This window comes from Erwinia persicina, from assembly GCF_019844095.1.
GTDB lineage: Bacteria > Pseudomonadota > Gammaproteobacteria > Enterobacterales > Enterobacteriaceae > Erwinia > Erwinia persicina.
In genome coordinates, this window is record NZ_CP082141.1 from 2896666 (window position 1) to 2922937 (window position 26272).

At 55.4% G+C, this 26272-nt stretch carries 25 protein-coding genes; 7 read left to right on the plus strand and 18 right to left on the minus strand.

Annotated features, from left to right (window positions below; translation table 11 throughout):
- The first annotated feature begins 146 nt into the window (after positions 1 to 146).
- Positions 147 to 1850 (plus strand): methyl-accepting chemotaxis protein, encoded by a 1704-nt coding sequence (locus tag K6L24_RS13225; RefSeq protein WP_062743706.1) that lies wholly within the window; start codon positions 147 to 149, stop codon positions 1848 to 1850.
- 93 nt (positions 1851 to 1943) lie between these two features.
- On the opposite strand, the gene dsrB is transcribed toward K6L24_RS13225, so the two are convergent.
- Together dsrB and K6L24_RS13235 are read right to left on the minus strand one after the other, a co-directional pair.
- Complete coding sequence (dsrB, locus tag K6L24_RS13230; RefSeq protein WP_062743707.1) at positions 1944 to 2132, minus strand: protein DsrB; 189 nt, start codon at positions 2130 to 2132, stop codon at positions 1944 to 1946.
- A gap of 71 nt (positions 2133 to 2203) precedes the next feature.
- The gene (locus K6L24_RS13235; protein WP_017800079.1) at positions 2204 to 2362 is read right to left on the minus strand and encodes a YqaE/Pmp3 family membrane protein; all 159 of its coding nucleotides are present in this window, start codon (positions 2360 to 2362) and stop codon (positions 2204 to 2206) included.
- A 690-nt stretch (positions 2363 to 3052) separates the two neighbouring features.
- Here K6L24_RS13235 and K6L24_RS13240 point away from each other — a divergent pair.
- Positions 3053 to 3856, plus strand: coding sequence for a mannosyl-3-phosphoglycerate phosphatase-related protein (locus K6L24_RS13240; protein ID WP_222681554.1), 804 nt, complete (start codon positions 3053 to 3055; stop codon positions 3854 to 3856).
- A gap of 28 nt (positions 3857 to 3884) precedes the next feature.
- A complete protein-coding gene (locus K6L24_RS13245) occupies positions 3885 to 5105 on the plus strand; it encodes a glycosyltransferase family protein (protein WP_137268857.1) in 1221 nt (406 codons plus the stop codon).
- Here K6L24_RS13245 and dgcQ read toward each other — a convergent pair.
- A complete protein-coding gene (gene dgcQ, locus K6L24_RS13250) occupies positions 5102 to 6757 on the minus strand; it encodes a cellulose biosynthesis regulator diguanylate cyclase DgcQ (RefSeq protein WP_191931203.1) in 1656 nt (551 codons plus the stop codon). The two genes, K6L24_RS13245 and dgcQ, sit on opposite strands and share 4 nt — an antisense overlap.
- Before the next feature lie 197 nt (positions 6758 to 6954).
- Between dgcQ and K6L24_RS13255 the strand changes: the two genes are divergently transcribed.
- A complete protein-coding gene (locus K6L24_RS13255) occupies positions 6955 to 7179 on the plus strand; it encodes a hypothetical protein (RefSeq protein WP_240043768.1) in 225 nt (74 codons plus the stop codon).
- 114 nt (positions 7180 to 7293) lie between these two features.
- Positions 7294 to 10740, plus strand: a complete 3447-nt coding sequence (mfd, locus tag K6L24_RS13260) for a transcription-repair coupling factor (protein WP_062743711.1) — start codon at positions 7294 to 7296, stop codon at positions 10738 to 10740.
- Positions 10741 to 10861: 121 nt separating this feature from the next.
- Here mfd and K6L24_RS13265 read toward each other — a convergent pair whose 3' ends face one another.
- The 9 genes from K6L24_RS13265 to K6L24_RS13305 all read right to left on the minus strand — a co-directional run bounded on the left by K6L24_RS13265 (position 10862) and on the right by K6L24_RS13305 (position 17392).
- Complete coding sequence (locus K6L24_RS13265) at positions 10862 to 11401, minus strand: glycine zipper 2TM domain-containing protein (protein WP_062743712.1); 540 nt, start codon at positions 11399 to 11401, stop codon at positions 10862 to 10864.
- 303 nt (positions 11402 to 11704) lie between these two features.
- Positions 11705 to 13009, minus strand: a complete 1305-nt coding sequence (locus K6L24_RS13270; RefSeq protein ID WP_118664304.1) for an NAD(P)/FAD-dependent oxidoreductase — start codon at positions 13007 to 13009, stop codon at positions 11705 to 11707.
- Between the two features lie 245 nt (positions 13010 to 13254).
- Complete coding sequence (gene ycfP / locus K6L24_RS13275) at positions 13255 to 13797, minus strand: alpha/beta hydrolase YcfP (protein ID WP_062743714.1); 543 nt, start codon at positions 13795 to 13797, stop codon at positions 13255 to 13257.
- A 39-nt stretch (positions 13798 to 13836) separates the two neighbouring features.
- Positions 13837 to 14856 (minus strand): beta-N-acetylhexosaminidase, encoded by a 1020-nt coding sequence (gene nagZ, locus K6L24_RS13280; protein WP_222681555.1) that lies wholly within the window; start codon positions 14854 to 14856, stop codon positions 13837 to 13839.
- Positions 14857 to 14871: 15 nt separating this feature from the next.
- Entirely contained in the window at positions 14872 to 15723 is an 852-nt protein-coding gene (gene thiK, locus K6L24_RS13285) for a thiamine kinase (protein WP_222682330.1), read from the minus strand.
- Positions 15707 to 16267, minus strand: coding sequence for a penicillin-binding protein activator LpoB (gene lpoB / locus K6L24_RS13290; protein ID WP_062743891.1), 561 nt, complete (start codon positions 16265 to 16267; stop codon positions 15707 to 15709). Before lpoB ends, thiK begins: the two co-directional genes overlap by 17 nt.
- A 47-nt stretch (positions 16268 to 16314) precedes the next feature.
- Positions 16315 to 16683 (minus strand): YcfL family putative periplasmic lipoprotein, encoded by a 369-nt coding sequence (locus K6L24_RS13295; protein ID WP_062743717.1) that lies wholly within the window; start codon positions 16681 to 16683, stop codon positions 16315 to 16317.
- Between the two features lie 24 nt (positions 16684 to 16707).
- A complete protein-coding gene (hinT, locus tag K6L24_RS13300) occupies positions 16708 to 17058 on the minus strand; it encodes a purine nucleoside phosphoramidase (RefSeq protein WP_062743718.1) in 351 nt (116 codons plus the stop codon).
- Positions 17059 to 17203: 145 nt separating this feature from the next.
- On the minus strand, positions 17204 to 17392 hold the full coding sequence (locus K6L24_RS13305) for a hypothetical protein (RefSeq protein WP_222681556.1): 189 nt from the start codon (positions 17390 to 17392) through the stop codon (positions 17204 to 17206).
- A gap of 37 nt (positions 17393 to 17429) precedes the next feature.
- Between K6L24_RS13305 and K6L24_RS13310 the strand changes: the two genes are divergently transcribed.
- Positions 17430 to 19040, plus strand: a complete 1611-nt coding sequence (locus K6L24_RS13310; protein ID WP_062743720.1) for an MFS transporter — start codon at positions 17430 to 17432, stop codon at positions 19038 to 19040.
- The gene (gene bglB, locus K6L24_RS13315) at positions 19021 to 20160 is read left to right on the plus strand and encodes a beta-galactosidase BglB (RefSeq protein WP_062743721.1); all 1140 of its coding nucleotides are present in this window, start codon (positions 19021 to 19023) and stop codon (positions 20158 to 20160) included. Before K6L24_RS13310 ends, bglB begins: the two co-directional genes overlap by 20 nt.
- A gap of 57 nt (positions 20161 to 20217) precedes the next feature.
- Here the strand turns inward: bglB and ptsG are convergent, their stop codons facing one another.
- The 6 genes from ptsG to pabC all read right to left on the minus strand — a co-directional run bounded on the left by ptsG (position 20218) and on the right by pabC (position 26215).
- Positions 20218 to 21651, minus strand: a complete 1434-nt coding sequence (gene ptsG / locus K6L24_RS13320; protein ID WP_062743722.1) for a PTS glucose transporter subunit IIBC — start codon at positions 21649 to 21651, stop codon at positions 20218 to 20220.
- 304 nt (positions 21652 to 21955) lie between these two features.
- Positions 21956 to 22747: a metal-dependent hydrolase gene (locus K6L24_RS13325; RefSeq protein ID WP_062743723.1), complete on the minus strand. Its 792-nt coding sequence runs from the start codon at positions 22745 to 22747 to the stop codon at positions 21956 to 21958.
- 10 nt (positions 22748 to 22757) lie between these two features.
- Positions 22758 to 23756 carry a DNA polymerase III subunit delta' gene (holB, locus tag K6L24_RS13330; RefSeq protein ID WP_222681557.1) on the minus strand — a complete coding sequence of 333 codons (999 nt, stop codon included), beginning with the start codon at positions 23754 to 23756 and terminating at the stop codon, positions 22758 to 22760.
- Positions 23753 to 24385 (minus strand): dTMP kinase, encoded by a 633-nt coding sequence (tmk, locus tag K6L24_RS13335; RefSeq protein ID WP_062743725.1) that lies wholly within the window; start codon positions 24383 to 24385, stop codon positions 23753 to 23755. Before tmk ends, holB begins: the two co-directional genes overlap by 4 nt.
- Positions 24375 to 25400 carry a cell division protein YceG gene (gene yceG, locus K6L24_RS13340; RefSeq protein WP_062743726.1) on the minus strand — a complete coding sequence of 342 codons (1026 nt, stop codon included), beginning with the start codon at positions 25398 to 25400 and terminating at the stop codon, positions 24375 to 24377. The genes tmk and yceG overlap by 11 nt, the downstream gene beginning before the upstream one ends.
- On the minus strand, positions 25397 to 26215 hold the full coding sequence (pabC, locus tag K6L24_RS13345; RefSeq protein WP_062743727.1) for an aminodeoxychorismate lyase: 819 nt from the start codon (positions 26213 to 26215) through the stop codon (positions 25397 to 25399). The genes yceG and pabC overlap by 4 nt, the downstream gene beginning before the upstream one ends.
- Positions 26216 to 26272: the final 57 nt, after the last annotated feature.

The window sequence follows — 26272 nt, forward strand, 5'->3', positions numbered from 1 at the left end:
GACGTCGGCTTCTCTGCCTTCCTGCACAAAAAGCTCATTTTGTGAGCCTGCTCTCAATTACAGTCCTAATCCTTTTCATCACAATGCCGATGCTTTCAAGACGACCGGAGTGTTCCTTCGTCCCTATCTGAATGAGAGCAAAGGATATGAAACAACAACAACAATCTCACGAACAACAGGCCATCAGCTTCTGGCAGCATCTGCGTCTGGTTCCTTTGTTTGCCACTATTCTTGGTGGAATTTTGCTACTTTTCGCCCTGTGTATTGGCCTCGCCAGTTATTTTCTAATCCAGAGTAATCAGTCACTGAACGATGTGACTGAAGAGATCCAGATTCGCACCGCGCTCTCAAACAGCTCCAACCACCTGCGCACAGCCCGCCTGACCGTGATCCACGCCGGGGCTTCTGCGCGCATTGGTGAAATGGACGAGTTTAAGGCCAATCTGGCAACCACCGACAAGCGCATCAAGATGGCGCGAGACAGTTTTAATGTGTACCTGAATCGCCCGGTGAAAACGCCGGCAGGGGAAGCGCTGGATGTCGACCTGAAGAAACGCTTTGAAGCCTATATCACTCAGGGACTGGTACCGATGGTGAAAAGTGCCAGCGATGGCAGCTTCGAAGGGGTCATTGCCCAGGAAACCGACTACACCCGGAAACTGGACGACGCCTATAATGAACTGCTGTTTAAAGCCATTAAACTGCGTACTGAACGCGCTGAAGGGCTGAATGCCGCCGCGAAATCTCAGACTCACTTCGGATTCATCATGATGGCGGGTGCCTTTGGTCTTGCGCTGCTGTTAACACTGGCAACCTTTATTTTCCTGCGCCGCGTGGTGATTACGCCCTTACGTCAGGCGGTCGAACGCATCGAGCACATTTCTCGTGGCGATCTGACTGCCCCGTTGCAAAGCTGGGGACGCAGTGAGATTGGCAGTCTGGGGAATAACCTGCAACTGATGCAGCAGGCGTTAGTGAAAACCGTAGGAACGGTTCGGGAAGGTGCTGTGGCAATTTATCAGGGATCGAGTGAAATCTCTGCCGGTAATACTGACCTGTCATCGCGAACCGAACAGCAGGCCTCAGCGCTGGAACAGACCGCTGCCAGCATGGAAGAGCTGACCGCGACAGTCAAACAGAACGCCGAAAACGCGCACCACGCCAGCCAGCTGGCCTCTGATGCCTCCGGTAAAGCCCGTCAGGGGGGCGATATTGTCACGGGGGTTGTGAATACCATGAACAATATCTCCACCAGCTCGAAGAAAATTGCTGAAATCACCACGGTGATCAACAGTATCGCCTTCCAGACCAATATTCTGGCTCTGAATGCGGCCGTTGAAGCCGCCAGAGCCGGAGAGCAGGGACGCGGTTTTGCCGTCGTCGCCAGCGAAGTCCGCAACCTGGCGCAGCGCAGCGCAGGCGCGGCAAAAGAGATCGAAGGGCTGATTTCTGAGTCCGTGGATTTAATCGGTAAGGGATCATCGCAGGTCGGTCAGGCGGGTAACACGATGAGTGAAATTGTCGATGCCGTGCGACGCGTAACCGATATCATGGCAGAAATTGCCGCAGCGTCGGACGAGCAGAGTAAGGGGATCCAGCAGGTCAGCATGGCGGTGACTGAAATGGACAACGTCACTCAGCAGAACGCCTCTCTGGTTGAGGAAGCTTCTTCCGCTGCCGCCTCGCTTGAAGAACAGGCTGCACGTCTGACACAGGCGGTTTCTGCGTTTAAGTTGAGCGCTGGCCCCGCAACGCCGGTAAAAACCCGTGAAGTCAGCGGTAAACCTGCTGTTCTGGCTGCAGCGCGACCAGCCCTGGCGAGCAGCAATGACCACTGGGAAACGTTCTGATAAAAACGGGGGCTGACCAGGAAGGGATGCGATGAGTCTCAGGACTGCGCATCGTCGGGGGCGACCGTCAAAGGCTCGCCCCCTGTGCGTTTGTTACGGGTGAGGTTCCACGAAAATTCCGTCGTGGTGCCCCATCTCATTGAAGAACCAAATTCCCAGCGGATAGTCTTCCAGCGCCACCAGATACATGGTGCCCTCGCTGAAGTCTTCCACGGCCAGCACTGTCCCCTCCCGGCGTGGCCCGCCGTCGGTTTTCACCGTTACCCTGTCATTGACCTGCATCGATCCTCCTGCGCAATTTTTTGGCCTAGTTTACCCGAAAACCTTATAAAGCACAGGGTCTGCGTTGAGCATCAACGACGCGCAATCACCCATACCGCATGAACGATCCCAGGAATATAGCCGCAGAGCGTCAGCAGAATATTCAACCAGAAGGCACCGCCAAATCCGACCTGCATAAATACGCCCAGTGGGGGTAACAGAATCGCAATTACAATTCGTAAAAAGTCCATAAATTCTCCATTATCTGTTTTATCTTACGGGGTTACCCGAACCCAGAGTATAGCCAGTGAATTTTATCTCGCCGTCATCTGCGGGTAAAAGTGGGTAAATCCTGCACCCGACCCGGCAGATATTTTCACTTTCTTTACGTGACCGGGCGAGACTTCTGACAGCTGGCCGCTCTACCATTGACTGACTGCACCAACCTCTAAGGGCAGCGCAAAGTAACAAGGATTTTTGCCCGCGCAGCGCGGGCTTTTTTTCGCCCGTTACCTACGGCACCCTTCGCTCTTACACCGACTCACCGGCGACAGGCAAAAAAAATCCCAACCAGTCTGGCCGGGATAACATGCTGCTCACAGGAAATGAATTTCGCTACTACCGGGAATTCTACAACCTGATTAGGTTAACGCGGCAGCCAGCCAGGATTAGTCTTATAATACACGCAAGGTTGTACAAAAATACAAATCACGTACAAGAATAGTCGGTCTGACCTGCGCCAGCATTGCTTTTTCCTTTCATACGGAATAGTCACCTCCGTCATTTAATGCCCTATTTTTTAAGATAATTCCTGGAATGTCGGTGGGGTGCCCGAACTCGTCACCGTTATCCTGCTGGCCGACATCCCTGAACTATACTCTGTCATCACAGGATCAGGTTCCACGCCTTCGGCGCAGTGACATCACTTTGAGGTATTGCTTATGCTCACATTGCAGGATCCACTGATGATTGTTACCGATCTCGACGGTTCGCTGCTGGATCATCACACTTATCAGTGGGAGGCCGCTGAACCCTGGCTGACACGATTGCACGCACATCAGATCCCGCTGGTGATCTGCTCCAGTAAAACGGCGGCAGAAATTATTCCTATCCAGCAGTCGCTGGGATTGAAGGACGCGCCGTTTATTGCCGAGAACGGGGCACAGGTCGTACTGAACAGCACCGATCCGTTGCCCCCCTATCCGGGTAATGTGCGCTATGACTATCCCGCCCTGTGTGGGCTGTTACAGCAGCTGAAGCAGCAATTCGGATTCAAATTTACCGGCTTTGGTGAGGTCACGGAGAAAGAGGTCGCTGACTGGACGGGTCTGACGCCGCAGCAGGCCACGCTTGCCCGCCAGCGCCAGGCATCTGAAAGCCTTATCTGGCGCGACAGCGAAGTGCAGTTTGCACGGTTCTGCGGGCAGCTGGAAGAGCGGGGTCTGACCGTCGTGCAGGGGGGGCGCTTCTGGCACGTTATGCCTGCGGGAAGCAGCAAGGGAGCAGCCCTGGGCTGGCTGCTGGAGCACAGCCGCCGGACTGGCACAGAACGCATCACCCTTGGGCTGGGAGATGGCCCTAATGATGCTCCAATGCTCGACAGTGTTGACTATGCCGTGGTGATCAAAGGCTACAGCAAGAATCCGGTGCTTTTACAGCGTCAGGATAAACATCATATTTATCATACCGCGAACTTTGGCCCGGTGGGCTGGAGCGAAGGGCTTGCGCATTTTATCACTCAGTGAACTGGGATGATCTTTTAAGGGGTAGACGATGAGCGATTTTTACCAGAATGGCGTCATAACCAATTTTCATAATCTGACCGGACGCTCCGTGGCCGATCTGGAAAAAGATCTGGTGCGATTTTCACGCAAGCGCAAAATGGGCCTGATCCTGCCTTCACTTTATTCAGAGCTGGAGGGACCCGCCCTCAGCCACATCGTCGATGAACTGGCAAAAGTGCCCTACCTGGCGGAAATTGTCATTGGCCTTGACCGGGCCGACCGGGATCAGTTTCTTCATGCCCGCGAGTTCTTTTCACGGCTGCCACAGCGGCATCGAATTTTATGGAATGATGGTCCGCGCCTGAAAGCGCTGGATGCCGAACTGGATAAAGAGGGACTTTCCCCTTCTCAGCCAGGCAAAGGTCGTAACGTCTGGTTCTGTACCGGTTATACCCTGGCTTCCGATAAGTCGAGCTGCGTTGCGCTGCACGACTGCGATATTGTCACTTATGAACGGGGCATGCTGGCCCGCCTGCTCTACCCGCTGGCCAACCCCGGTTTTCAGTACGAGTTCTGTAAGGGCTTCTATGCCCGCGTAGCCGACAACAAGCTCAACGGCCGGGTCGGCCGGCTGCTGGTCGGTCCCCTGCTGCGTTCGCTGCAAAAAGTCTACGGCCACTCAGAGTACCTGGATTACTTAACCAGTTTCCGCTACCCCCTTTCCGGAGAGTTTGCCATGCGAACCCACGTGCTGAACGGCATAAAGCTGCCGGGAGACTGGGGACTGGAAATTGGCGTGCTGTCGGAGATTTATCGCAACTACACCACCCGTCAGAGCTGTCAGGTGGAAATTGCCGATAACTACGACCATAAGCACCAGCCGCTGGCAGAAGAGGACGGAACCGGTGGGCTGAAACGCATGAGCAACGATATCGTCCAGTCGTTATTGCGCAAGATGGCCACGATGGGCGTGAACATCACCAGCGACTCGTTCCGCGTATTGAAAGCCACTTACTACCGTAATGCGCTGGATATGATGGAAATTTACAACCATGAAGCGACGATGAACGGGCTGAAGTTCGACCAGCATGCGGAGGAAGCCGCCGTGGAGATGTTTACCCAGGCGATCCTTGATGCCGGACAGGCCTTTATTGAGCGCCCCAATGAGAAACCGTTTATCCCCAGCTGGAGCCGGGTACAGTCGGCGTTCCCGGATATCATGCAGCGCATTTATCAGGCGGTGGAAGATGACAACAGCGGGGATGTTTAAGTCCCGCTGCTGACGCAGTTACGGCCGGCGGCTTTGGCCAGATAGAGCCGGCCGTCTGCAACGGACTGCAGGCTTTCAATCTGGTAATCCCCCTGCTCTTCGCTGCTGCTGACCCCCATTGAAGCCGTCACTTTTATCGTATGCATGGCATCAATCAGTACCTCTTTCGATGCCAGCTTGCAGCGAATTCTTTCAGCAATTTCGACGGCTTCTGCCAGCCCGGTATCGGGCAACACGATGCAAAACTCTTCTCCCCCCACGCGACCCAGGATATCCCTTTTTCTCATCGCCTTTGCAATAACGGCTGCGGAGTGCGTGAGCACGATATCGCCGGCATGGTGCCCGAGCGAATCATTAACCGATTTAAAATGGTCCAGGTCGAGCTGGATCAGGGAAACAGGCTGCTGCTGACGCTCGCTGAAGACCGAGAGCTTTTCCGCATGTTCAAAAAAGGCACTGCGATTAAGCAGACGCGTCAGACCGTCATAGTTAGCACGCCAGCTCAGTGTTTCCTGCAGGGTAAGCAACCGGCCTGTCATGCGAATGATCGCCTGATGAGACGCGATCAGCACCACACTGAACACCCCCCACATCAGTATCAGCACCAGCGTTACCCGGCCTGTCTCGCTGGACATCCCTTCTCTCAGAGGTTGTACGCTGATCAGCAACCCATCGAAATTTTGCAGCCGTACCCAGGTAATAAAATTAAGGCCGGATTTCAGCTGCCCGCTCTGTGCAGGCGTCACCTGCCTGAAAATCTCCGCTATCTGAGCTTTATCGAGATGATGCTCACTAAGATGATTCGCTTCCGATATCGCCACCGGATGCTGCTGGTTATCAAAAAGCATGACGCTGACATCCTGCCATTTAGGTAGCGCGTGTTGCAGGTACTGATGAATGGCTCTCGTGGAAAAGTCCATCGCCAGCACACCAAACCAGTAATTTTTTGCATCAACAGGAAGTGTTACCGTGACCATGTCCCCTTCATTATCAACGGAAAGGTAAGTTTCGGACCAGCGGAGTATGCGTTCAGGATTGAGCTCCGGGCGGGCACGGGTGAAATAAGGGCGATCAATAACGGTATTATAACTGGTCACGGTCTCTTCATTATCATCCGGCACTGAACTCAGGTAAAAACCAGCCCGGGAGATATACCAGAGACGAGAATGAAAATCCTGATGGGGATTAGCAAACTGGAGAATATAGCTCATTTCCAGCGCAGCTTTCAGTTCATCATCAAGACGCTGTGAATCACCGCGGTTTAATAACGGCACGCGACGGACAGCCTCATCTGAAATACCGTACAGGGGAATACTCCACTCTGTGTTGACCGATATTTTCCACAGAGGGTCGTGACGCTGATCGTTAAACATATTCAACGCCTCACGTGCCTTATCCGTTTCAAGCGGATAAATCAGCGCGTGTTGCAGCATTTTCTGGAAGAAAAACATTTGATCAATACTTTGCTGCCACTGGCGCTCCAGGCTGCCCGCGGCCTGTACCAGCCAGGCTCGCTGCCTTGTTTCGTAGGCAGACTTGAGGATCATCGCTTCACGTACGGTTAAAATACTTGAAAAGACAAAGACCACCGCAAAACAGAGATGCACGAGGTTTTTGGGGCGAAAATAACGCGAGTCTTTGTCTGATATCACTAAAGCATTCTCCGCTGCTGCGTTTATTTCAGTTATTCTTAGTTTAGACCGCAGCCAGCTGCACAGCCAGCGCCCTGTCATTTGTCATATTATATATATTATGTTGATAATGTTATTGATCTTATTTAGCACAGCCGCGATCTATAGGGATTAAATAGCGCCATCACCGTGAAGTGTGTTTACCTGGAGTACTGATTATGCAGGAGGTTGTGATGCCCGGATTGTCTAAAGGCAGTATTGTGCGCCATAAAACAGGACAGATTGAAGGTGTTGTTCTGAATGTATTCGTGCAAGGTAGCCGGTGCGGGGGCTATTACATTCAGTGGGATGATGGCAACCACAGCTATCACACTGAAAACGAACTGATCCGGGCAAATACTGACCGACCGCGTCTGAATGACACCCCGCGATCAGCAAAATAACGCGTTGCCCCCAACAAGCGATAAATTCAAGGTATACTCTCTTCAGCTGAATCGGGACCACCCGGCGCGCCAGGGCTCCCGTTCTCCCTTTTGTGAAGAGACCGTTTAACCTATATGCCTGAACTCTACCGTTATGATCTGCCAACCAGAGCCGGTGACCAGCGCCTGCTGGGACAGCTTACCGGCGCGGCCTGCGCCGTTGAATGCGCTGAAATAGTTGAACGCCATCCTGGTCTGGTGATACTGATTGCGCAGGATATGCAGAATGCACTGCGCCTGCAGGATGAAATCAAACAGTTCACCACCCATCCCGTGATGGCACTCGCCGACTGGGAAACGCTGCCTTTTGACAGTTTCTCGCCGCATCAGGAAATTATCTCCTCCCGCCTTTCCACGCTCTATCAACTGCCGACGCTGGAACGCGGGCTGCTGATTATGCCGGTGAATACTCTGATGCAGCGTGTCTGCCCGCATAACTTCCTCAACGGCCACGCGCTGGTGATGAAAAAAGGACAGAAACTCTCCCGGGATAAACTGCGGTCACAGCTTGAACAGGCGGGATACCGCAGTGTCGATCAGGTAATGGCTCACGGAGAATTTGCCACCCGCGGGGCGCTGCTGGACCTCTATCCGATGGGCAGTGAGCGCCCCTATCGTATCGACTTTTTTGATGATGAGATCGACAGTCTTCGTCTTTTTGACGTGGACAGCCAGCGCACTCAGGAAGAAGTGGCCGCCATCAATCTGCTGCCTGCCCATGAATTCCCGACGGATAAAAACGCCATTGAGCTGTTTCGCACTCAGTGGCGTGAACACTTCGACGTGCGACGTGAACCCGAACATATCTATCAGCAGGTGAGCAAAGGCACGCTCCCCGCCGGGATAGAATACTGGCAGCCTCTGTTTTTTGAACAACCTCTTCCCGCCCTGTTCAGCTACCTGCCCGCCAGGACATTGATGGTCATTTCTGGCGATCTGGAAAGCAGCGCCGAACGTTTCTGGCAGGACGTCAATGCACGCTATGAAAACCGCCGTGTTGACCCGATGCGTCCGCTACTGCCGCCGCCCACCCTGTGGCTGCGCAAAGAGGAGTTATTTAGCGAGCTGAAGCAGTTGCCGCGTATTCAGCTGCGCACCGATCTGCTGCCTGAAAAGGCTGCCAATACCAATCTGCGCTATGAGACTCTGCCGGATCTGGCGGTACAGGCGCAGGCCAAAGCGCCGCTGGATGCGCTACGTCGTTTCCTGGAATCTTTTGACGGCCCGGTCGTCTTCTCGGTGGAAAGTGAAGGTCGCCGCGAAACCCTGCAGGAACTGCTGGCGAGGATTAAAGTCAAGCCAGCCGCCATTGACTCGCTGCCACAGGCCGACCGCCCGGGCCACTATCTGCTGATCGGTGCCAGCGAACACGGTTTTATCGACGGCCTGCGCCATCGTGCCCTGATCTGCGAAAGCGATTTGTTGGGTGAACGCGTCAGCCGCCGCCGCCAGGACAGTCGCCGCACCATTAACCCTGACGTTCTGATCCGTAACCTCGCGGAGCTGCGTCCCGGCCAGCCCGTCGTCCATCTCGAGCACGGCGTGGGCCGCTATATTGGCCTGAGCACGCTGGAAACCGGCGGCATCCAGGCTGAATACCTGATGCTGGCCTATGCCGGTGATGCCAAACTCTACGTGCCGGTTTCGTCTCTGCATCTGATCAGTCGCTATGCCGGTGGCGCAGAAGAAAATGCCCCGCAACATAAACTGGGCAGCGATGCCTGGTCACGTGCCCGACAAAAGGCCGCTGAAAAAGTACGTGATGTCGCCGCTGAACTGCTGGATATCTACGCCCAGCGTGCTGCCAAGACCGGCTTCGCATTTAAGCATGACAAGCAGCAATACCAGTTGTTCTGTGAAAGCTTTCCGTTTGAAACCACGCCCGACCAGGCACAGGCGATCAATGCCGTCCTCAGTGATATGTGTCAGCCGCTGGCCATGGATCGCCTTGTCTGTGGTGATGTCGGATTCGGTAAAACCGAAGTGGCGATGCGCGCCGCCTTCCTGGCGGTGGAAAACCACAAGCAGGTGGCCGTGCTGGTACCGACCACCCTGCTCGCTCAGCAGCATTACGATAACTTCCGTGATCGCTTCGCCAACTGGCCGGTACGTATTGAGATGCTGTCACGCTTCCGTACCGCCAAAGAGCAGGCGCAGGTGATGGCAGAAGCGCAGGAAGGTAAAGTTGATATTCTTATCGGCACCCACAAGCTGCTGCAAAACGAGATCAAATGGCGCGATCTGGGACTGCTGATTGTCGATGAAGAGCACCGTTTCGGCGTGCGTCACAAAGAGCGCATCAAAGCCATGCGCGCCGATGTCGATATCCTGACCCTGACGGCGACCCCAATCCCGCGCACCCTGAATATGGCAATGAGCGGCATGCGCGATCTGTCGATTATTGCCACCCCACCCGCCCGCCGCCTGGCGGTTAAAACCTTCGTGCGTGAATATGACGATATGGTGGTGCGTGAGGCCATCCTGCGCGAAGTACTGCGCGGAGGCCAGGTGTACTACCTGTATAACGACGTGGAGAATATTGCAAAAGCCGCCAAACGCCTGTCAGACCTGGTACCCGAGGCGCGTGTCGCCATCGGTCACGGTCAGATGCGCGAGCGCGAGCTGGAGCGGGTGATGAATGACTTCCATCACCAGCGTTTCAACGTGCTGGTCTGTACCACCATTATTGAAACCGGCATCGATATTCCCACCGCAAACACCATTGTGATTGAACGCGCCGATCACTTTGGCCTCGCACAGTTACACCAGTTGCGTGGTCGCGTCGGTCGTTCGCACCATCAGGCCTATGCCTGGCTTCTGACACCGCACCCTAAAGCCATGACCACTGATGCCCATAAGCGTCTGGAAGCCCTGGCATCACTGGAGGATCTGGGTGCCGGGTTTGCCCTTGCCACTCACGACCTGGAGATCCGCGGTGCCGGGGAGCTGCTGGGTGAAGGCCAGAGCGGTCAGATGGAAACCATCGGTTTCTCGCTTTATATGGAGCTGCTGGAAAATGCAGTGGATGCCCTGAAAGAGGGACGTGAGCCGTCGCTGGAGGATCTGACCAACAGCCAGACTGAAATTGAACTGAGAATGCCCGCGCTACTGCCGGAGGATTTCATCCCGGACGTCAATACCCGCCTGTCATTCTATAAACGCATTGCCAGCGCGGCCCAGGCCGGTGAACTGGACGATCTTAAAGTCGAGCTGATCGATCGCTTTGGCCTGCTACCGGATGCAGCCCGTAATCTGCTGGATATTGCCTCCCTTCGCCTGGTGGCGAAAGCCCTGGGGATCCGCAAGGTCGAAGCCAGTGAGAAAGGGGGCTTTATCGAGTTTGCCGAGAAGAATAAAGTCGACCCGGTGTGGCTGATTGGGCTGTTACAGAAGGAGCCGCAGCACTGGCGTCTGGATGGCCCTACCCGGTTGAAGTTTATGCGTGACCTGGGTGAGCGTAAGGCCCGCATGAGCTGGGTACAGACATTCCTTGGCCAGATGACAGAACATACCACGGGATAGCCGCGTGGTTAAGGCCGGGTCGGCCGCCGCATAAGGCCGACCTGATCAGGATAACACTTGCCTGTGAGCCATAAAAAAAGGGACCAATCGGTCCCTTTTTCTCATCCATCAGGTCGCGTTATTACGCTTTATCATTCAGCACCAGCTGGCCGTTATTATCCAGCGGAATACGTGTGCCCGGGTCATTCTCCATCCGGATTTTGCCCTGCTGGTCACCAATTTTGTAGGTCACATCATAACCCAGCATTTTTTCCTGCTTGTCATAGACGGTTTTACAGCGCTGCTCGGTCGTGGTGTAGGTGTCACGATCCTGCATGGCACCCTGCACCTGATTACCGCCGTAGCCACCGGCCAGCGCACCCGCTACCGTTGCCACGTCGCGACCGCGACCGCCGCCAAACTGGTGGCCCAGTACCCCACCGGCCACCGCTCCCAGTACGGAACCCGCAATGCGGTTTTCGTCCTGTACGGCACGACGATGAGTCAGCGTCACGTTACGGCACTCCTGACGCGGATTCTTCAGGGTTTCTTTAATCGGAGTGGCTGAAAGCACCTGCGCATACTGCGGGCTACGATCGAACACATTCATACTGGCGACCGTTGCCACGCCTAATGCCGCAGCAACACCAATTCCAATACCCGCTAACATTGATTTATTCACAGGAAAACCTCCTGACATTGTTACCGCGCATTCTTGCCTGTTGCGACATCCTGTCGCAGGTACGGCATTCCCGGCGTGCGCGACGCACCGTGGTAATTAAACGTAATTCTGCGGTGAGCCGGAGATTGTGACAATAAGAATACTGGACGAAAATTAGATCCAGCATGATAAGAGAATGCTTTTAAGAGTCTTCTTAACGGGGCGGTTTCACTGTCGGGTCAGAAGCGCAGCTTATCACAGACCCGACAAAGAGCAGGAAGGATAAGCCGCGTTTAAACTCACTGAACCGGGGTCAGCCCCCTGTCAGTGCAGTTTCAGACGAGGTCGGATGACGCGGTTGATACTGCCTACCAGCATCATCAGCCCGGTCTTGAAGTAGCCGTGCAGCGCCACCTGATGCATGCGATACAGTGAAATATAGACGAAGCGCGCAATGCGTCCTTCCACCATCATTGAGCCCCGCATCAGGTTACCCATCAGGCTACCAACGGTACTGAAACGAGACAGCGACACCAGAGATCCATGATCTTTGTAGATATAAGGCTTTTGCGGCTGTCCTTTCATCTCAGCCAGAATATTGGCCAGCACGCGGGAGGCCATCTGGTGTGCCGACTGGGCACGGGGTGGCACAAAACCGCCCGACGGCAGCGCACAGGAGGCGCAGTCACCAATGGCATAGATATTCGGGTCGCGGGTGGTTTGCAGCGTCGGCTCTACCACCAGCTGGTTAATACGGTTGGTTTCCAGACCGCCCAGATCTTTCATAAAGTCAGGGGCTTTAATCCCGGCCGCCCAGACCATCAGATCAGCATCAATAAACTCTCCCGATTTGGTGTTCAGGCCATTTTTATCCGCGCTGGTCACCATGGTCTGGGTCAGAACGCGAACGCCAAGCTTGGTCAGTTCGCTGTGCGCCGCACTGGAGATGCGCGGCGGCAGTACCGGGAGAATGCGCTCTCCTGCTTCTACCAGCGTGACGTTCAGCGCCTGACTGTCCAGCCCTTTATAGCCATAGCTGTGCAGCTGCTTCACCGCGTTATGCAGCTCGGCAGACAGTTCCACCCCGGTCGCGCCGCCGCCGACGATGGCAATATTGACCTTATCCTGCGGCTCCTCGCTGGCAGAGAATTTCAGGAACAGGTTCAGCATCTCGTTGTGGAAACGACGCGCCTGGTGCGGGTTATCGAGGAAAATACAGTTCTCTTTCACCCCGGGCGTGCCAAAGTCGTTAGAGGTGCTCCCCAGCGCCATCACCAGCGTGTCATAGGCCAGCTCACGCTGTGGCACCAGTAATTCACCCTGGGCATCGCGAATTTCCGCCAGCTGCAAACGATTATTCTCGCGGTCAAGATCGGTCAGCGTGCCCAGTTGGAAGCTGAAGCCATGCTTGTGCGCATGAGCCAGATAACTCAGACCGTCAATCCCTTCATCAAGCGAACCGGTGGCCACCTCATGTAATAACGGTTTCCACAAGTGACTGTGATTGCGATCCACCAGGGTAATCTGCGCTTTCTTCTTACGGCCCAGTTTATGTCCCAGTTGGGTGGCCAGTTCAAGTCCCCCGGCGCCCCCGCCAATGATAACAATTTTTTTCATAGGTGTTGTCAAACGACCCTCTCTAAAAGTGAACCAATCGTTAATTAAAAGTTAAATAAATAACCTTAATTAACATAGGGTTGGCGATATTAATTCGCAAGCTGGGGTCAGAATAGCACGAGGGAATTCATCTGTTATAAGAAAATTGATCCTGGTCAATTTTATTGGCAAAACTAAGAATATTACGAATAAAGACCCTGCCACCCGCCCGCCTTTTAGCGGGCGTGGTGCAGCTCATTAAGAGGGCAAGGCAATGATTAACCCAGCGATTTGAAGGCTTTGATACGCGGAAGATGGTGTGAAATATTGCTGAACTTGTGTCCTTCTACTTCATCCCACACCAGTTCATAAAAAGGCTGTAACCCGGTGGCACTGCGCTGACTGTCCAGGACATCATCATGACGGGAGAGAATGGTCAGGCAGCGGTCACGATTTTTCTCGCGAAAATTCCCCACGCATTTGGTCGCGATATCCACATACTCTTCCGGGCGGTCGATCTTGCCCTGCATCACTTCCTGTGGCCACAGGTTGGGATTGAACATCACCTGCCGGACATCACAGAGAAAGCCGATCCGTTCAGCCCAGTATCCTCCGAGGCCGACGCCACAAATCAGCGGCCGCTCATCATCGCTCTGCTGCAGCATCTTGTACGCTTCTTTTAGCAGATGCTGCATATCGTGCTTCGGATGCCGGGTGCTGTAACTGAGCAACCGGACATCCGGATCGATAAACTGCAGCTGCAGGACTTTCTGATGGTTGCCCGGGCTGTTTGAATCAAAACCGTGCAGATAAATAATCATGCTCATCCTCACCGTTGTTGCACCGCAGGCCGCCTTCGATCAGAGGCCCGACGCCGCTTTGTGGTCCAGCCAGCGTTCCTGCAGCTGACTCAGTGTGGCACTGGTCTCTTTCCAGCGCGACGAGTCCCGCAGTTGCTGACGGGTAAACGAACCCTGATGGTAAAGCTGCGTCACTCTTTCAGCATTGATCGGCGACAGGTTATCCAGCACGCTCACTGCCCCCTGACGATTATTACACACCAGGATCATGTCACAGCCGGCATCCAGCGCTGCCTGACCGCGTTCAGCGTAGCTACCCATGATCGCCGCCCCTTCCATCGACAGATCGTCAGAAAAGATGACGCCATCAAACCCCAACTCCTGACGCAGCACCGTCTTCAGCCAGTGTGATGATCCGCTGGCCGGACGTGGATCCACCTCAGTATAGATAACATGGGCAGGCATAATGGCATCCAGGGCCTGTTCAGCAATCAGCTGCTGGAAAATCGGCATATCGTGCCGGCGAATTTCCGCTTCGCTGCGCGTATCGCGGGGCGTTTCCTTATGAGAATCGGCACTGACTGCACCATGCCCGGGGAAGTGCTTGCCGGTGGTTTTCATCCCCGCCTCGTGCATACCGCGAATAAAGCTGCGCGCCATTTGCAGCGCAATGGCCGGGTCTTCATGGAAAGAACGCTCACCAATGGCCGCACTGCCATGCCCTATATCCAGCACCGGGGCAAAACTGATGTCGATATCCATCGCAATCATTTCAGATGCCATCAGCCAGCCTGCCTGCTGCGCCAGCGATTCAGCCTCTGCGCCCCGGTGCAGCGCCGCAAACGCCTGCATGGCGGGCAGGCGGGTAAAACCGTCGCGGAAGCGCTGTACGCGGCCGCCTTCCTGGTCTACAGCCACCACCAGACGATGACGTGACGCTGCCCGGATCTGTCTGACCAGCTCCCGCAGCTGCGCCGGATCGTGGTAGTTACGGCTGAACAGGATCAGCCCCCCCACCAGCGGGTGTTGTAAAATTTCCCGCTCTTCCGCATCCAGTTCACACCCCTGCACATCTAACATTACCGGTCCCACACTTCACCTCTTACCTGATGATATGCGCTGCCAGCCTGCGGCTGCCAGCGTCTGAAAATGTTGTTCACCACTCTGCTGCCAGCGCAGTTCGTACCAGCTGGTCGCCAGCAGTGCCAGCCACGGCTGCCAGCGGTTAACCTGGCGCCACAGCGTATCCTCATCCCAGTGCTGGTGGCTGGCATAACGGGCGATCAGGCGCTGCTGTTGTAGCGCAGTCAATCCGTTGCCAGACACGATCGCCGCCAGCTCCAGTGCGGTATCGCCGTCTCCGGCATACTCCCAGTCAATCAGCCGCAGCCGATCGCCTTCGGCGATCAGGTTACCGCTGTGGATATCCATATGCAGAACGCCCGTGCGCAGCGCCTTCGGTTCACCCTCACGCTGACAGCGTTTCAGCGCGCGCAGCCAGTGGATCTGCCGCCGGGCGGGGAGGCTGCGCTGCCAGTAGCCCTCAAGCAGCGGCAGCAGCCGTAGCGGGTAGCCCGTCAGCGGCTGACGATGAAGTCGGGCCACTTCATCAACCACGCGATCCTGCCAGCGGTCCCAGTCGCCGGCCGACAATACCTTTCCAGGCTGCCAGGCCAGCAGCAGCCAGTGCCGGTTACGTCCGTAAACCTGCGGGACCAGCCCACTGGCCCCAAGCTTACGCAGCAGACGATACTCGCGCTGCCGGTCAACGCCTGGCATAGTGAGCGCCCCTGCCCCCTGTCGCGCCAGCAGCTGTGCCTCTCCCAGTGAGACCAGGACGCTGTAGCCGCTCAAGCCGGCCAGAGGAGAAAAAGAAGCGGCGGCTTGCGCCGCCGGAAAATATTGCATGATCAGCCGCTCAAGGGCTGAATCAGTGCAGGACTGCACCGCTGCCTGACCAGATAATTTCACCGGTCTGCACCAGCATCAGCTGCATCTGCAGCGTCGGTGATTTCACATCCCCTTTCGCATTGCTGTAGAGCACATACTGAGCGCCGACGTAGCGGGCCAGACCGATGGCTTTACTGCGCGAGACCAGGCTGTCTTCTGCCGACAGGCCCAGAGTCTGCCTGGCGACCGCCAGCTGCTGGGGGGTCACCAGCGTAAACTGGCTGTTTCCCTGGAGCGCGCCCTGCAGGGCGGCCGTCGCTTTTGCGCTCTGCAAACTGCCGTTAGTGCTGTTTTTTACGTTATCCACCAGCAGCACACTGCCCGGATTAACACCCTCGGCTTTCAGCATCTGCGCGACCAGCGGTGACACGCTGGCAGGCCAGTTCAGCGTCTGCATTTTTGGCGGCACCGGCACTGTCTGACCGGGTTCAGGCTGCGGCTGCTCCGGCACAGTCACCGGCGGCTGAACGGGTTCAACCGGCGCTGGCTGTTGAGGCTCCTGCTGTCGGTTCAGACAGCCGGTCAGCAACAACGCCAGCATCAGCACGCCTGAGAGTTTAATGATATTGCTGTTCACGCGATAACTCCTTACAGATACAGATAGAGACGAACTTTGCTTGCCGTCAGATTACCGGTTTGAGATGAAATTTCGGCTTTACCGTGGGCAGGGACCATCAGGGTTCGCGGCCGTTCAAACGGTAAAAGCTCCAGACCCTTTTCATCATACCAGTAGAAACGGTACGAGACCTGGACCGGCTTTTCCTGCTGGTTGAATAACACCGTTGCTGCGCGCTGCTGCCCTTCTGTTTCACGAATGGTCGGTTCATCGGTGGTGATCCCGGCTGACAGTACCGAGGATTCCATAATCAGCGTCTGCGATGTATTGATCGTCGTCCGATCGCTGCTGCAACCTGTTAAAGCTGCCAGTACCAGTAAAGTCGTTAAGCTTGCCCGCATTGCGTCATTTCTCTGTCATTGGCATCACGATGCCAGCATAGGGCCCAACGGTCGGCCACCGACGAGATGCAGGTGGATATGATAAACCTCCTGACCGCCGTGTTTATTGCAGTTCATGATCAGGCGGTAGCCGTCTTCGGCGATCCCTTCCTCTTTGGCAATTTTCGCAGCGACGGTAATTAAACGTCCCAGCGCGGCTTCATGTGCGGCGACGGCGTCGTTAGCCGTGGCAATCAGCAGGTTGGGCACAATCAGAATATGCGTCGGTGCCTGAGGGGAGATATCGCGAAATGCAGTGACCAGCTCATCCTGATAGACGATATTGGCCGGGATTTCACGGCGGATGATTTTACTGAAAATCGTTTCTTCAGCCATGCTATCTGTCCTTATGATCTTGCTATTCAAGTTAACGCAGTATGAGCGAGAAAATCGTTTTCTTTCAACCTGCAACTGACTTTTCTTTCTCCGATCGCGCGCGTTTGCGGCATTTTTCCTGCCTGTCTGCTCCCCAACGGCGCATTTATGTGCGCCACGCCATAAAATGAACCATGAAACCTATAAAAACAAAACGCTGTTTTATAAATTTAGATGTCGGGCATCCTGATAGCGGGGATTTTGCCACCGGATGTGCTGCCGCGGCAAAAATAACAAGGTTCAGCCACGACGAACGCTCTATTTTTTCAGCATCCGCCTGAGTTGTCCGGAACATGTGGTTAATCCCACCCCACAGCACAAGGAGTTTCCTGATGCGCACCCGTAAGATCGGACTGGCAAACTATCTCGCTTATGGTTCCGGTGATTTCCTCGGCGCCGGCACCACCGCGCTGACTGCCGCCTGGCTGCTCTATTTTTATACCACCTTCTGCGGTCTGACACCGATTGAAGCAACCTTTATCTTCGCGCTTGCCCGCGTGCTGGATGCCGTGATCAGCCCCTTAATGGGGTTTCTGACTGACAACTTCGGCAGCACCCGGCTGGGTAAGCGCTTCGGCCGCCGTAAATTCTTTATTCTACTGGGTATTCCCGCAGTGTTCAGTTACAGCCTGATGTGGGTCGGGGAGATGAGCTACCTGTGGTACTTGCTCACCTATCTGGCGTTCGACATCGTCTACACCATGGTTCTGGTGCCATACGAAACACTGGTGCCGGAAATGACCGACGATTTTAAACAGAAGACCCGCTTCTCCGGCGCGCGTATTGCCCTTGCCCAGCTTTCAGCCATCCTCGCCGCCTTTCTGCCGGGTATCCTGCTGGGTATTTTTGGCAAAGATAATGCGGTGTCGTTCTTCTATTCCAGCCTGGTGTTTTCCACCCTGTGCGCCATTGTCCTGACCCTGGTATGGTTCTTTACCTGGGAACGTCCGGCCGACGCGCTGTCAGAAGAGTCAAAGCGTGCCGAGGCTGAGCGAAAACAACTGACGTTAGGCCAGAGTCTGAAACGCCTGTATGTCGAGCTGGCCTCAACCCTGCGCATTCGTATTTTTCGTCAACATCTCGGCATGTACCTTGGTGGGTATATTGCTCAGGACGTGTTTAACGCCGTCTTCACGTGGTATGTGGTGTTTGTGCTGATGCAGAGCGCCCAGCTGGCTTCGAATCTGATGGGCACCATGGCCGTGCTGCAGTTCATTGCGGTGATAGGCATGATCCCGCTGTGTATCCGCATCGGGCCGGCTCCTGCCTATCGTCTGGTTGTTGTGCTGTTTGCCGCCAGCGCCCTCTCCTACTGCCTCCTGTGGTATGCGGGAATGAGCAATAATCTGACGCTGCTGGTGCTGATCTCAGCGGTCGCGGGCCTGGGACGGGGCGGCATCAACTACGTTCCGTGGAATATTTATACCTACATTGCGGATGTCGATGAAGCGATCACCGGCCAGCGCCGCGAAGGGATCTTTGCCGGGATCATGACGCTGACGCGGAAAGCCTCTCAGGCCGGTGCGGTCATGGTGGTAGGGATTGTGCTGCAACTGTCGGGTTTTGTTTCTGGCCGCGCCGAGCAACTACCCCAGGTGGGACACACCATTGTGTGGATCCTCAGCCTCGGCACCCTGGCAATGCTGACGTTCGGCTTTATCATCTCGCTGCGCTTTAAGCTCAATCTCAATACTCACCAAATCCTGCGGGAAGAAACCATCAGAATGCGCGAGGCCGATGGCACGGTTCCTCAGCAGCTGACACCGCAGGCGCGTGCCGTCGTCGAAACACTGACGGGAATGCCTTATGAAAACCTCTGGGGTAACAACAATATTGGCTACCTCAATCGTCACAAACCTCAGGCGGCTGCACTCACCGAGACTCGCGCCGTTTTCCCCGTTATCCGACCTCAGGAGCACCAAGATGACAGTTTATCCGGTTAAGCACAGTGCACTGCTACGCCAGCCCGAATTTTTGCTGCCACGCGCCGCGCTTCAGCAGCTGATTACCCGCCTCAGTGACAACCTGGTCGGTATTACCGATGAAAGCGGTGAGTTTCTGCTGCGCCTGGATGATGGCCGGGTGATCGATACCAAAGGCTGGGCGGGATGGGAGTGGACGCACGGTATCGGGCTGTACGGCATGTACCATTATTATCAGCAGACCGGTGACAGACTGACGCTACAGCGTATTGATGACTGGTTCAGCACGCGACTGCAGGAGGGAACGCCGACCAAAAATGTGAATACGGTCTGCCCGTTTCTGACGCTGGCATATCGCTATGAGGAAACCGGCGACGCATCTCTGCGTCCGGTGCTGGAGCGATGGGCGGAGTGGGTGATGTATGAGATGCCGCGCACCGAGCATAACGGTATTCAGCATCTGGTTTATAACAATGAAAATCATCAGCAGATGTGGGACGACACGCTGATGATGAGCGTGATGCCGCTGGCAAAAATCGGTCAGTTGCTTAACCGGCCGGAATTTGTCGAAGAAGCCACTTACCAGTTCCTGCTGCATACCCAGTATCTGATGGATCGTCAGACCGGGCTGTGGTTCCACGGCTGGACGTTTGATGGCCATCATAACTTCGCTAATGCACGCTGGGCACGGGGTAACAGCTGGCTGACCATTGCCATTCCCGATTTTATTGAACTGATGAACTGGCCGGAGCAGCATGCCACCCGTCGTTATCTGTTGCAGGTACTGGAAAGCCAGGTGAAAGCGCTGGCCGGGTGCCAGCACGAGAGCGGGCTATGGCACACGCTGCTGGATGACCGCGACGCCTACCTTGAGGCCTCGGCCACCGCGGGCTTCGCTTATGGCATCCTGAAAGCCGTTCGTAAGCGTTACCTGTCCCGGGACTATTATCCGGTCGCAGAAAACGCGCTGAAGGGCGTGATGGCACATATCAATGAGGACGGGGAATTGACCCAGGTTTCTTTCGGCACCGCCATGGGCAGCGACCTGGAATACTACCGCCAGATACCGCTGACTTCCATGCCTTATGGCCAGGCAATGGCGCTGCTGTGCCTGACAGAGTATCTGCGGGTCTATCTCTGAGGCATAAAAAAAGGGGCGCCTGGGCGCCCCTTCTTCGTGATGCTCATTCGTTATGCATTACGCATTACGCATGTAGTCATCCATATCGGTTTTCAGGTTATCGGACTTGGTACCGAAAATAGCCTGAACACCGGAACCCGCCACGACAACGCCTGCCGCACCCAGTTTCTTCAGTCCCGCCTGATCCACTTTGCTTACATCCGCCACGCTGACGCGCAGACGAGTGATACAGGCATCCAGGTTAGTGATATTTTCTTTACCACCGAACGCGGTCACCAGATTAGCCGCCATTTCACTGGCATTACCGGTCGTCTGCTCGCTGGTCGCGTCTTCACGGCCCGGGGTTTTCAGATCCAGTTTGGCAATCAGCACGCGGAAGATGGTGTAGTAAACCAGACCGTAGATGATCCCTACAATCGGGAACAGCCAGATTTTGCTGCTGTTACCGCTCAGTACGATAAAGTCGATCAGACCATGCGAGAAGCTGGTACCGTCGCGCATCCCCAACAGGATACAGATAGGGAAAGCCAGGCCTGCCAGAATCGCGTGAATCGCATACAGGATCGGTGCCACGAACATAAACGAGAATTCGATGGGTTCGGTGATACCGGTCAGGAATGAAGTCAGGGCAGCGGAGATCATGATGCCGCCAACTTTGGCACGGTTCTCAGGTTTAGCTGAATGCCAGATAGCAATGGCTGCGGCTGGCAGACCGTACATTTTGAACAGGAAGCCGCCCGACAGTTTACCTGCGGTCGGGTCACCCGCCATATAACGTGGGATATCACCATGGAACACCTGGCCCGCTGCGTTGGTGAACTCACCAATCTGCATCTGGAAAGGAACGTTCCAGATGTGGTGCAGACCAAATGGCACCAGTGAACGCTCAACGACGCCGTAGATACCAAATGCGACCACCGGGTTCTGATAGGCAGCCCACTGTGAGAACTCCTGAATCGCGGTCCCAATTGGCGGCCAGACAAAGGAAAGCGCCACACCGAGGAAAATGGCCGTGAAACCCGAGATGATAGGGACGAAGCGTTTACCGGCAAAGAAGCCCAGATACTCAGGCAGCTTGATACGGTAGAAACGGTTAAACATATAGGCTGCAATGGAACCGGCAATAATGCCGCCCAGAACACCGGTGTCTGCCAGGTGTTTAGCCGCAATTTCTTCGGCCGGCAGATGCAATACCAGCGGTGCCACGACGGCCATGGTTTTTACCATGATACCGTAGGCCACCACGGCGGCCAGCGCCGATACACCGTCATTATTGGTAAAGCCCAGTGCCACGCCGATCGCGAAAATCAGCGGCATATTAGCAAAGACCGACCCACCGGCTTCCGCCATCACATGTGAAACGACCGCTGGCAGCCAGTCAAAGTTGGCAGAACCAACGCCCAGCAGGATCCCCGCGATCGGCAGGACCGATACGGGCAACATCAGCGATTTACCGACCTTTTGCAGGTTCGCAAATGCATTTTTGAACATAGTGTAAAGCTCCTGAGTATGAGTGCTTTTCTTCGCGCTGAGCGCGTTGTAAGCGGGGGAGGTTCCGCTTACGGGTGGGGCAATTTATATGCCCTCGGTATTTATTACGAAGAGTAAAATAAATCCGTTCAAATTTGTTTGATGGCTATCACGTTTCGTTGAACGCGCGTCATTTCTTTAGAATAAGCCGATCAAAAAGGCCCATTTTTAGCTCAAAAAAAATGCAGAGCCCAATTTCATGGCGCTGCACTTTACGACTTTTAGTTATTAATTACGAGCTCTAAAAGAAATCTTCTGTGGAGAGTCAGTCCGACAAACGTGACATCGGGACATGGAACAGACGGGAAAAGTTTTCCGTCGTCGCCTGCGCCATCTGCTCAATGCTCACCCCTTTGACCACCGCCATATATTCCGCCACATCGCGCGTATAAGCAGGCTGATTTTCTTTACCCCGATGCGGTACCGGGGCCAGATACGGTGAGTCGGTTTCCACCAGCATACGATCCAGCGGAACATAGCGTGCCGCTTCACGGATCTGCTCCGCATTACGGAAAGTGGCAATCCCGGAGAATGAAATATAGAAGCCCATATCCAGCAACGTTTCTGCTGTCTGGCGATCCTCCGTGAAACAGTGCAATACACCGCCGCACTCTTCCGCCTTCTCCTCCTGCAGGATGGCCAGCGTATCCTCACGCGCATCACGGGTATGAACAATCACCGGTTTATTCAGATCGCGGCCGACGCGGATATGTTCACGGAATGATGCCTGCTGGCGAACCATCGTCTCCTTCTGATAGAAATAATCCAGCCCGGTTTCCCCCATCGCGACAACACGCGGATGAGCGGCCAGCTCGCGCAGCTCCGCAAAGTCATACTCCTCTTCCTGATTCAGAGGATGCACGCCGCAGGAATAAGCCACACGCTCACGCTCACCGATCAGCTCAACCATCGCCTTGTAGCCCGGCAGGGTTGTGGCGACCGCCAGCATAAACTTCACATCACGTGCGGCGGCTTTTGCCAGCACATCGGACACGTCCTGATGCAGGGTTTCATAATTCAGGCCATCAAGATGGCAGTGGGAATCAACTAAAAACATAATGTACTCTCTAAAGCGGTAAAGCGGCAGAAGCCGGCTTAATCATCATTTCCCAGCTCAACAGCTGCTCTGTCAGCAGCAGTTCGCGATTGACGGCGACTACCGTCAACAAACGTTCACGGCAAATCATCCACTGACGCAGGCTGGCATCTATGGCGCTGGCCGGAAGCATCCCGGCGATATGCATCACTTCGCTCTGGCGATCGACGTTGGTGATAAAAGAGGCGCCGCCCTGCTGCCATTTCACCGCATCCACCAGCAAGGAACAGAGCCAGCCGATACGCTGCGCAACATTATCATGGTGCAGCACCGGGAGCAGGCTCAGCATATCCCCCTGCAGGGCCACAGGCAGCGCCTGACAAAGCAGATCGCGCTGATGCCAGATTTTTTCTTCCAGCAGCGTCAGCGCAGCCGCAGGCGCTCCCCCCGACAGCCTCAGCGCGGCAGCGCGTTCGTTCAGCCCGGCAGGGCACTGTTTTTGTAACCATTGCAGACTCTGGGCTTCGTCAGGAGGTGCCAGGTGCCACAGCAGACAGCGGCTGCGCAGCGTCGGTAACAGCCGGGAGGGCTCACGACTGCTCAGTAAAAACCAGGTATTCTTCGGCGGCTCCTCCAGGGTTTTCAGAAGGGCGTTGGCTGCGGCCTCGGTCAGTTGCCCGGCATCCGGCAACCAGACCACCTTCGCCCCCCCCTGCTGGGCATGATGATACAGCTTCTCGGTCACGCCACGGATAGCATCTACCCCGAGAGAACTCTTGCCCTTTTCCGCCTCCAGGCGATACCAGTCAGGGTGCGTTCCGGCCAGCATCAGCTGACAGGCGTGACATTCTCCGCAGCTTTTCAGCACCTGCGGATGCCTGCACATCAGCCAGCGACTGATTCCCCAGACCAACGCATCATCGCCCATCCCCGCAAGCGCCTGGATCAGCAGTGCATGGTGACCCCGCTGCTGTTGATGCTGGCTGAGGATTTGACGATAGCTGTGATTCAGCCACGGATACCAGTTCATTGCTGTTCCTGTAACCACTGGCCAAGCACCTGCCGCAGTGAGGCAGTCACCTGCTCAAGCGGCTGTGTGGCATCCACCGTTTTGATGCGGGCGTCGGCCGCAGCGAGTTCCAGATAGCGATCGCGGGTGCGGGTGAAGAAATTCAGGGACTCCTGCTCAATACGATCGAGTGCTCCGCGCGCCCGCGCGCGCTGCAGGCCAATTTCTGGCGTCACATCCAGATACAGCGTCAGGTCCGGGGAAAAGTCGCCCAACACCGCCTGCTTCAGGCTGTTCATCAGGCCGGTATCCATTTGCCGACCGCCGCCCTGATAGGCCTGCGAGGAGAGATCGTGGCGGTCGCCCACCACCCAGGCACCCCGTGCCAGAGCAGGTTTGATGACGTTCTCCACCAGCTGGACGCGTGCGGCGTACAGCATCAGCAGTTCGGCGCGATCGGTTACCGGTTCATCACTGATACCCTGCTTAATCAGCTCGCGCAGCTTTTCCGCCAGCGGTGTACCGCCGGGTTCGCGGGTGAAAACAATGTCGTTAATGCCATGGCGCTGAAGTTCGCTGACCACTGCATCACGGGCGGTGGTTTTCCCTGCGCCTTCCAGGCCTTCAATAACGATAAATTTACTGTTCATTTTTTTCCTTCATCGCCAGGCGATAGACCTGCACGGCTTTATTATGGCTGGCCAGGTTAGTGGTAAAGGTATGTCCCCCTTTTCCATCGGCCACAAAATAGAGGAAGTTGGTCTTATCGGGATGCGCGGCGGCGGCCAGCGAGGCTTTACCCGGCATGGCGATTGGCCCCGGCGGTAGCCCGTTAATGGTGTAGGTATTATACGGCGTGGGTGTTTCCAGATCTTTACGCGTCAAAGTGCCCTTGTAACTGTCACCCATGCCATAGATCACGGTCGGATCGGTTTGCAGACGCATTCCGAGGCGCAGCCGGTTAATAAATACCGAGGCGACCCGGGTACGTTCGGCGCTGACAGCCGTCTCTTTTTCAATGATTGAGGCCATGGTCAGCATATCATTTTTACTTTTATACGGCAGGTTATCCATTTTTCCCTGCCACTCGCTGTCCACCAGACTGACCATGCGGTCGTGGGCACGTTTCAACAACGCGACGTCAGTGGTGTTCGCCGTGTAGAGATAGGTATCAGGGTAGAACCAGCCCTCAACTCCCGCCTCTTCACCTTCCAGCTTCAGCGCTGACGCCACGCTGCTCAGTTCATCATCTGGCAACGTATGTTTGATATAAGGCGCATGCCGCAGTTGGCTCAGCCACTCCTGCATCCGCGTCCCCTCCACAAAGCGCAGTGGGAACTGCGCCTCCTTTCCACTCGCCAGCAGGGCCAGCATCTCGCGGACAGTCATCTCGGGGGTGAAGCGGTAGGTTCCGGCTTTAAATTTTGCCAGTTCGGGCTCCAGTTTCAGCAGTATGCCAAACCACGGGCCACGCTGTACAATATGCTTTGACTCAAGCTGTGCCTCCAGCACTACGCGTCCTGAACCCGCAGGCAGAGTAAATATCGTTTCCCTGTCCACCGTTAACCGGGAATCAGCAAACTGCCGCGTCTGCCAGTAGCCATATGCCGCCACCAGCAGGACAACTGCCAGTAGCACCACAATACTCTTTCGGATTTTAGTCATAACGGTCCCGCGTCATTCAAAAAAGGGGGGTTGAGCAGATTAAACAGCTGCCGGGAGGCGTAACGCCATTGTTCTGCCTGATAAACCGGCAACACTGGCATCAGGGCATTGGTGATCAGCACTTCTTCTGCGGTAGCCAGTACATCCATTTCGGCACGCACTTCTTTCAACCTGAAGCCCAGCTGAACAACCTGCCGCATGACACGCTGGCGCTGTATGCCGTTCACCCCGGAGGTACTGAGATCGGGCGTAAACACCTGATTTCCCGTACGCCAGAATAAATTAGCCGCACAGCATTCCACCAGCATAGCGTCACTGTCAAGCACCAGCGCCTCATCGGCAGCAGTCTGGTCAAGCTCTGTACGGATCAACACCTGTTCAAGCCGATTAAGATGTTTGATGCCGGCAAGCTGCGGATTTTTGCCCAACCGGATGCTACTCAGGGCAAGTCGCGCACCGGTTTCCCGTAGCGAATGATAGCGGGACGGGTAGTCTGATAATGAAATAATGCGGGCGGGCTGACTGCACCCCGCCGCACTGTAGCCGCGTCCCCCGCTGCCGCGCGTCAGGATCACTTTCAGCACACCATCATCCCGGGTGGCCGCCGCGCCGATCATTTCGCTTTCCAGTCGCTGCCAGTCAACGCCGCCGATCTTCAGACGTTCACAGGCCTGCTGCAAACGCGTCAGATGTGCCTCAGTCTGTACTATTTTCCCCTGGTGGATGCGAGCCGTCGTAAAACAGCCATCTCCGAACTGCACTGCGCGGTCGCGGGCGTCAATACTGTCTCCCGGCACACCATTGACCCAAACCATGATCAGTCTCCGTTATCATCCTCTGCCCAGATTACCTGCCAACCCCGCCAGAATCAT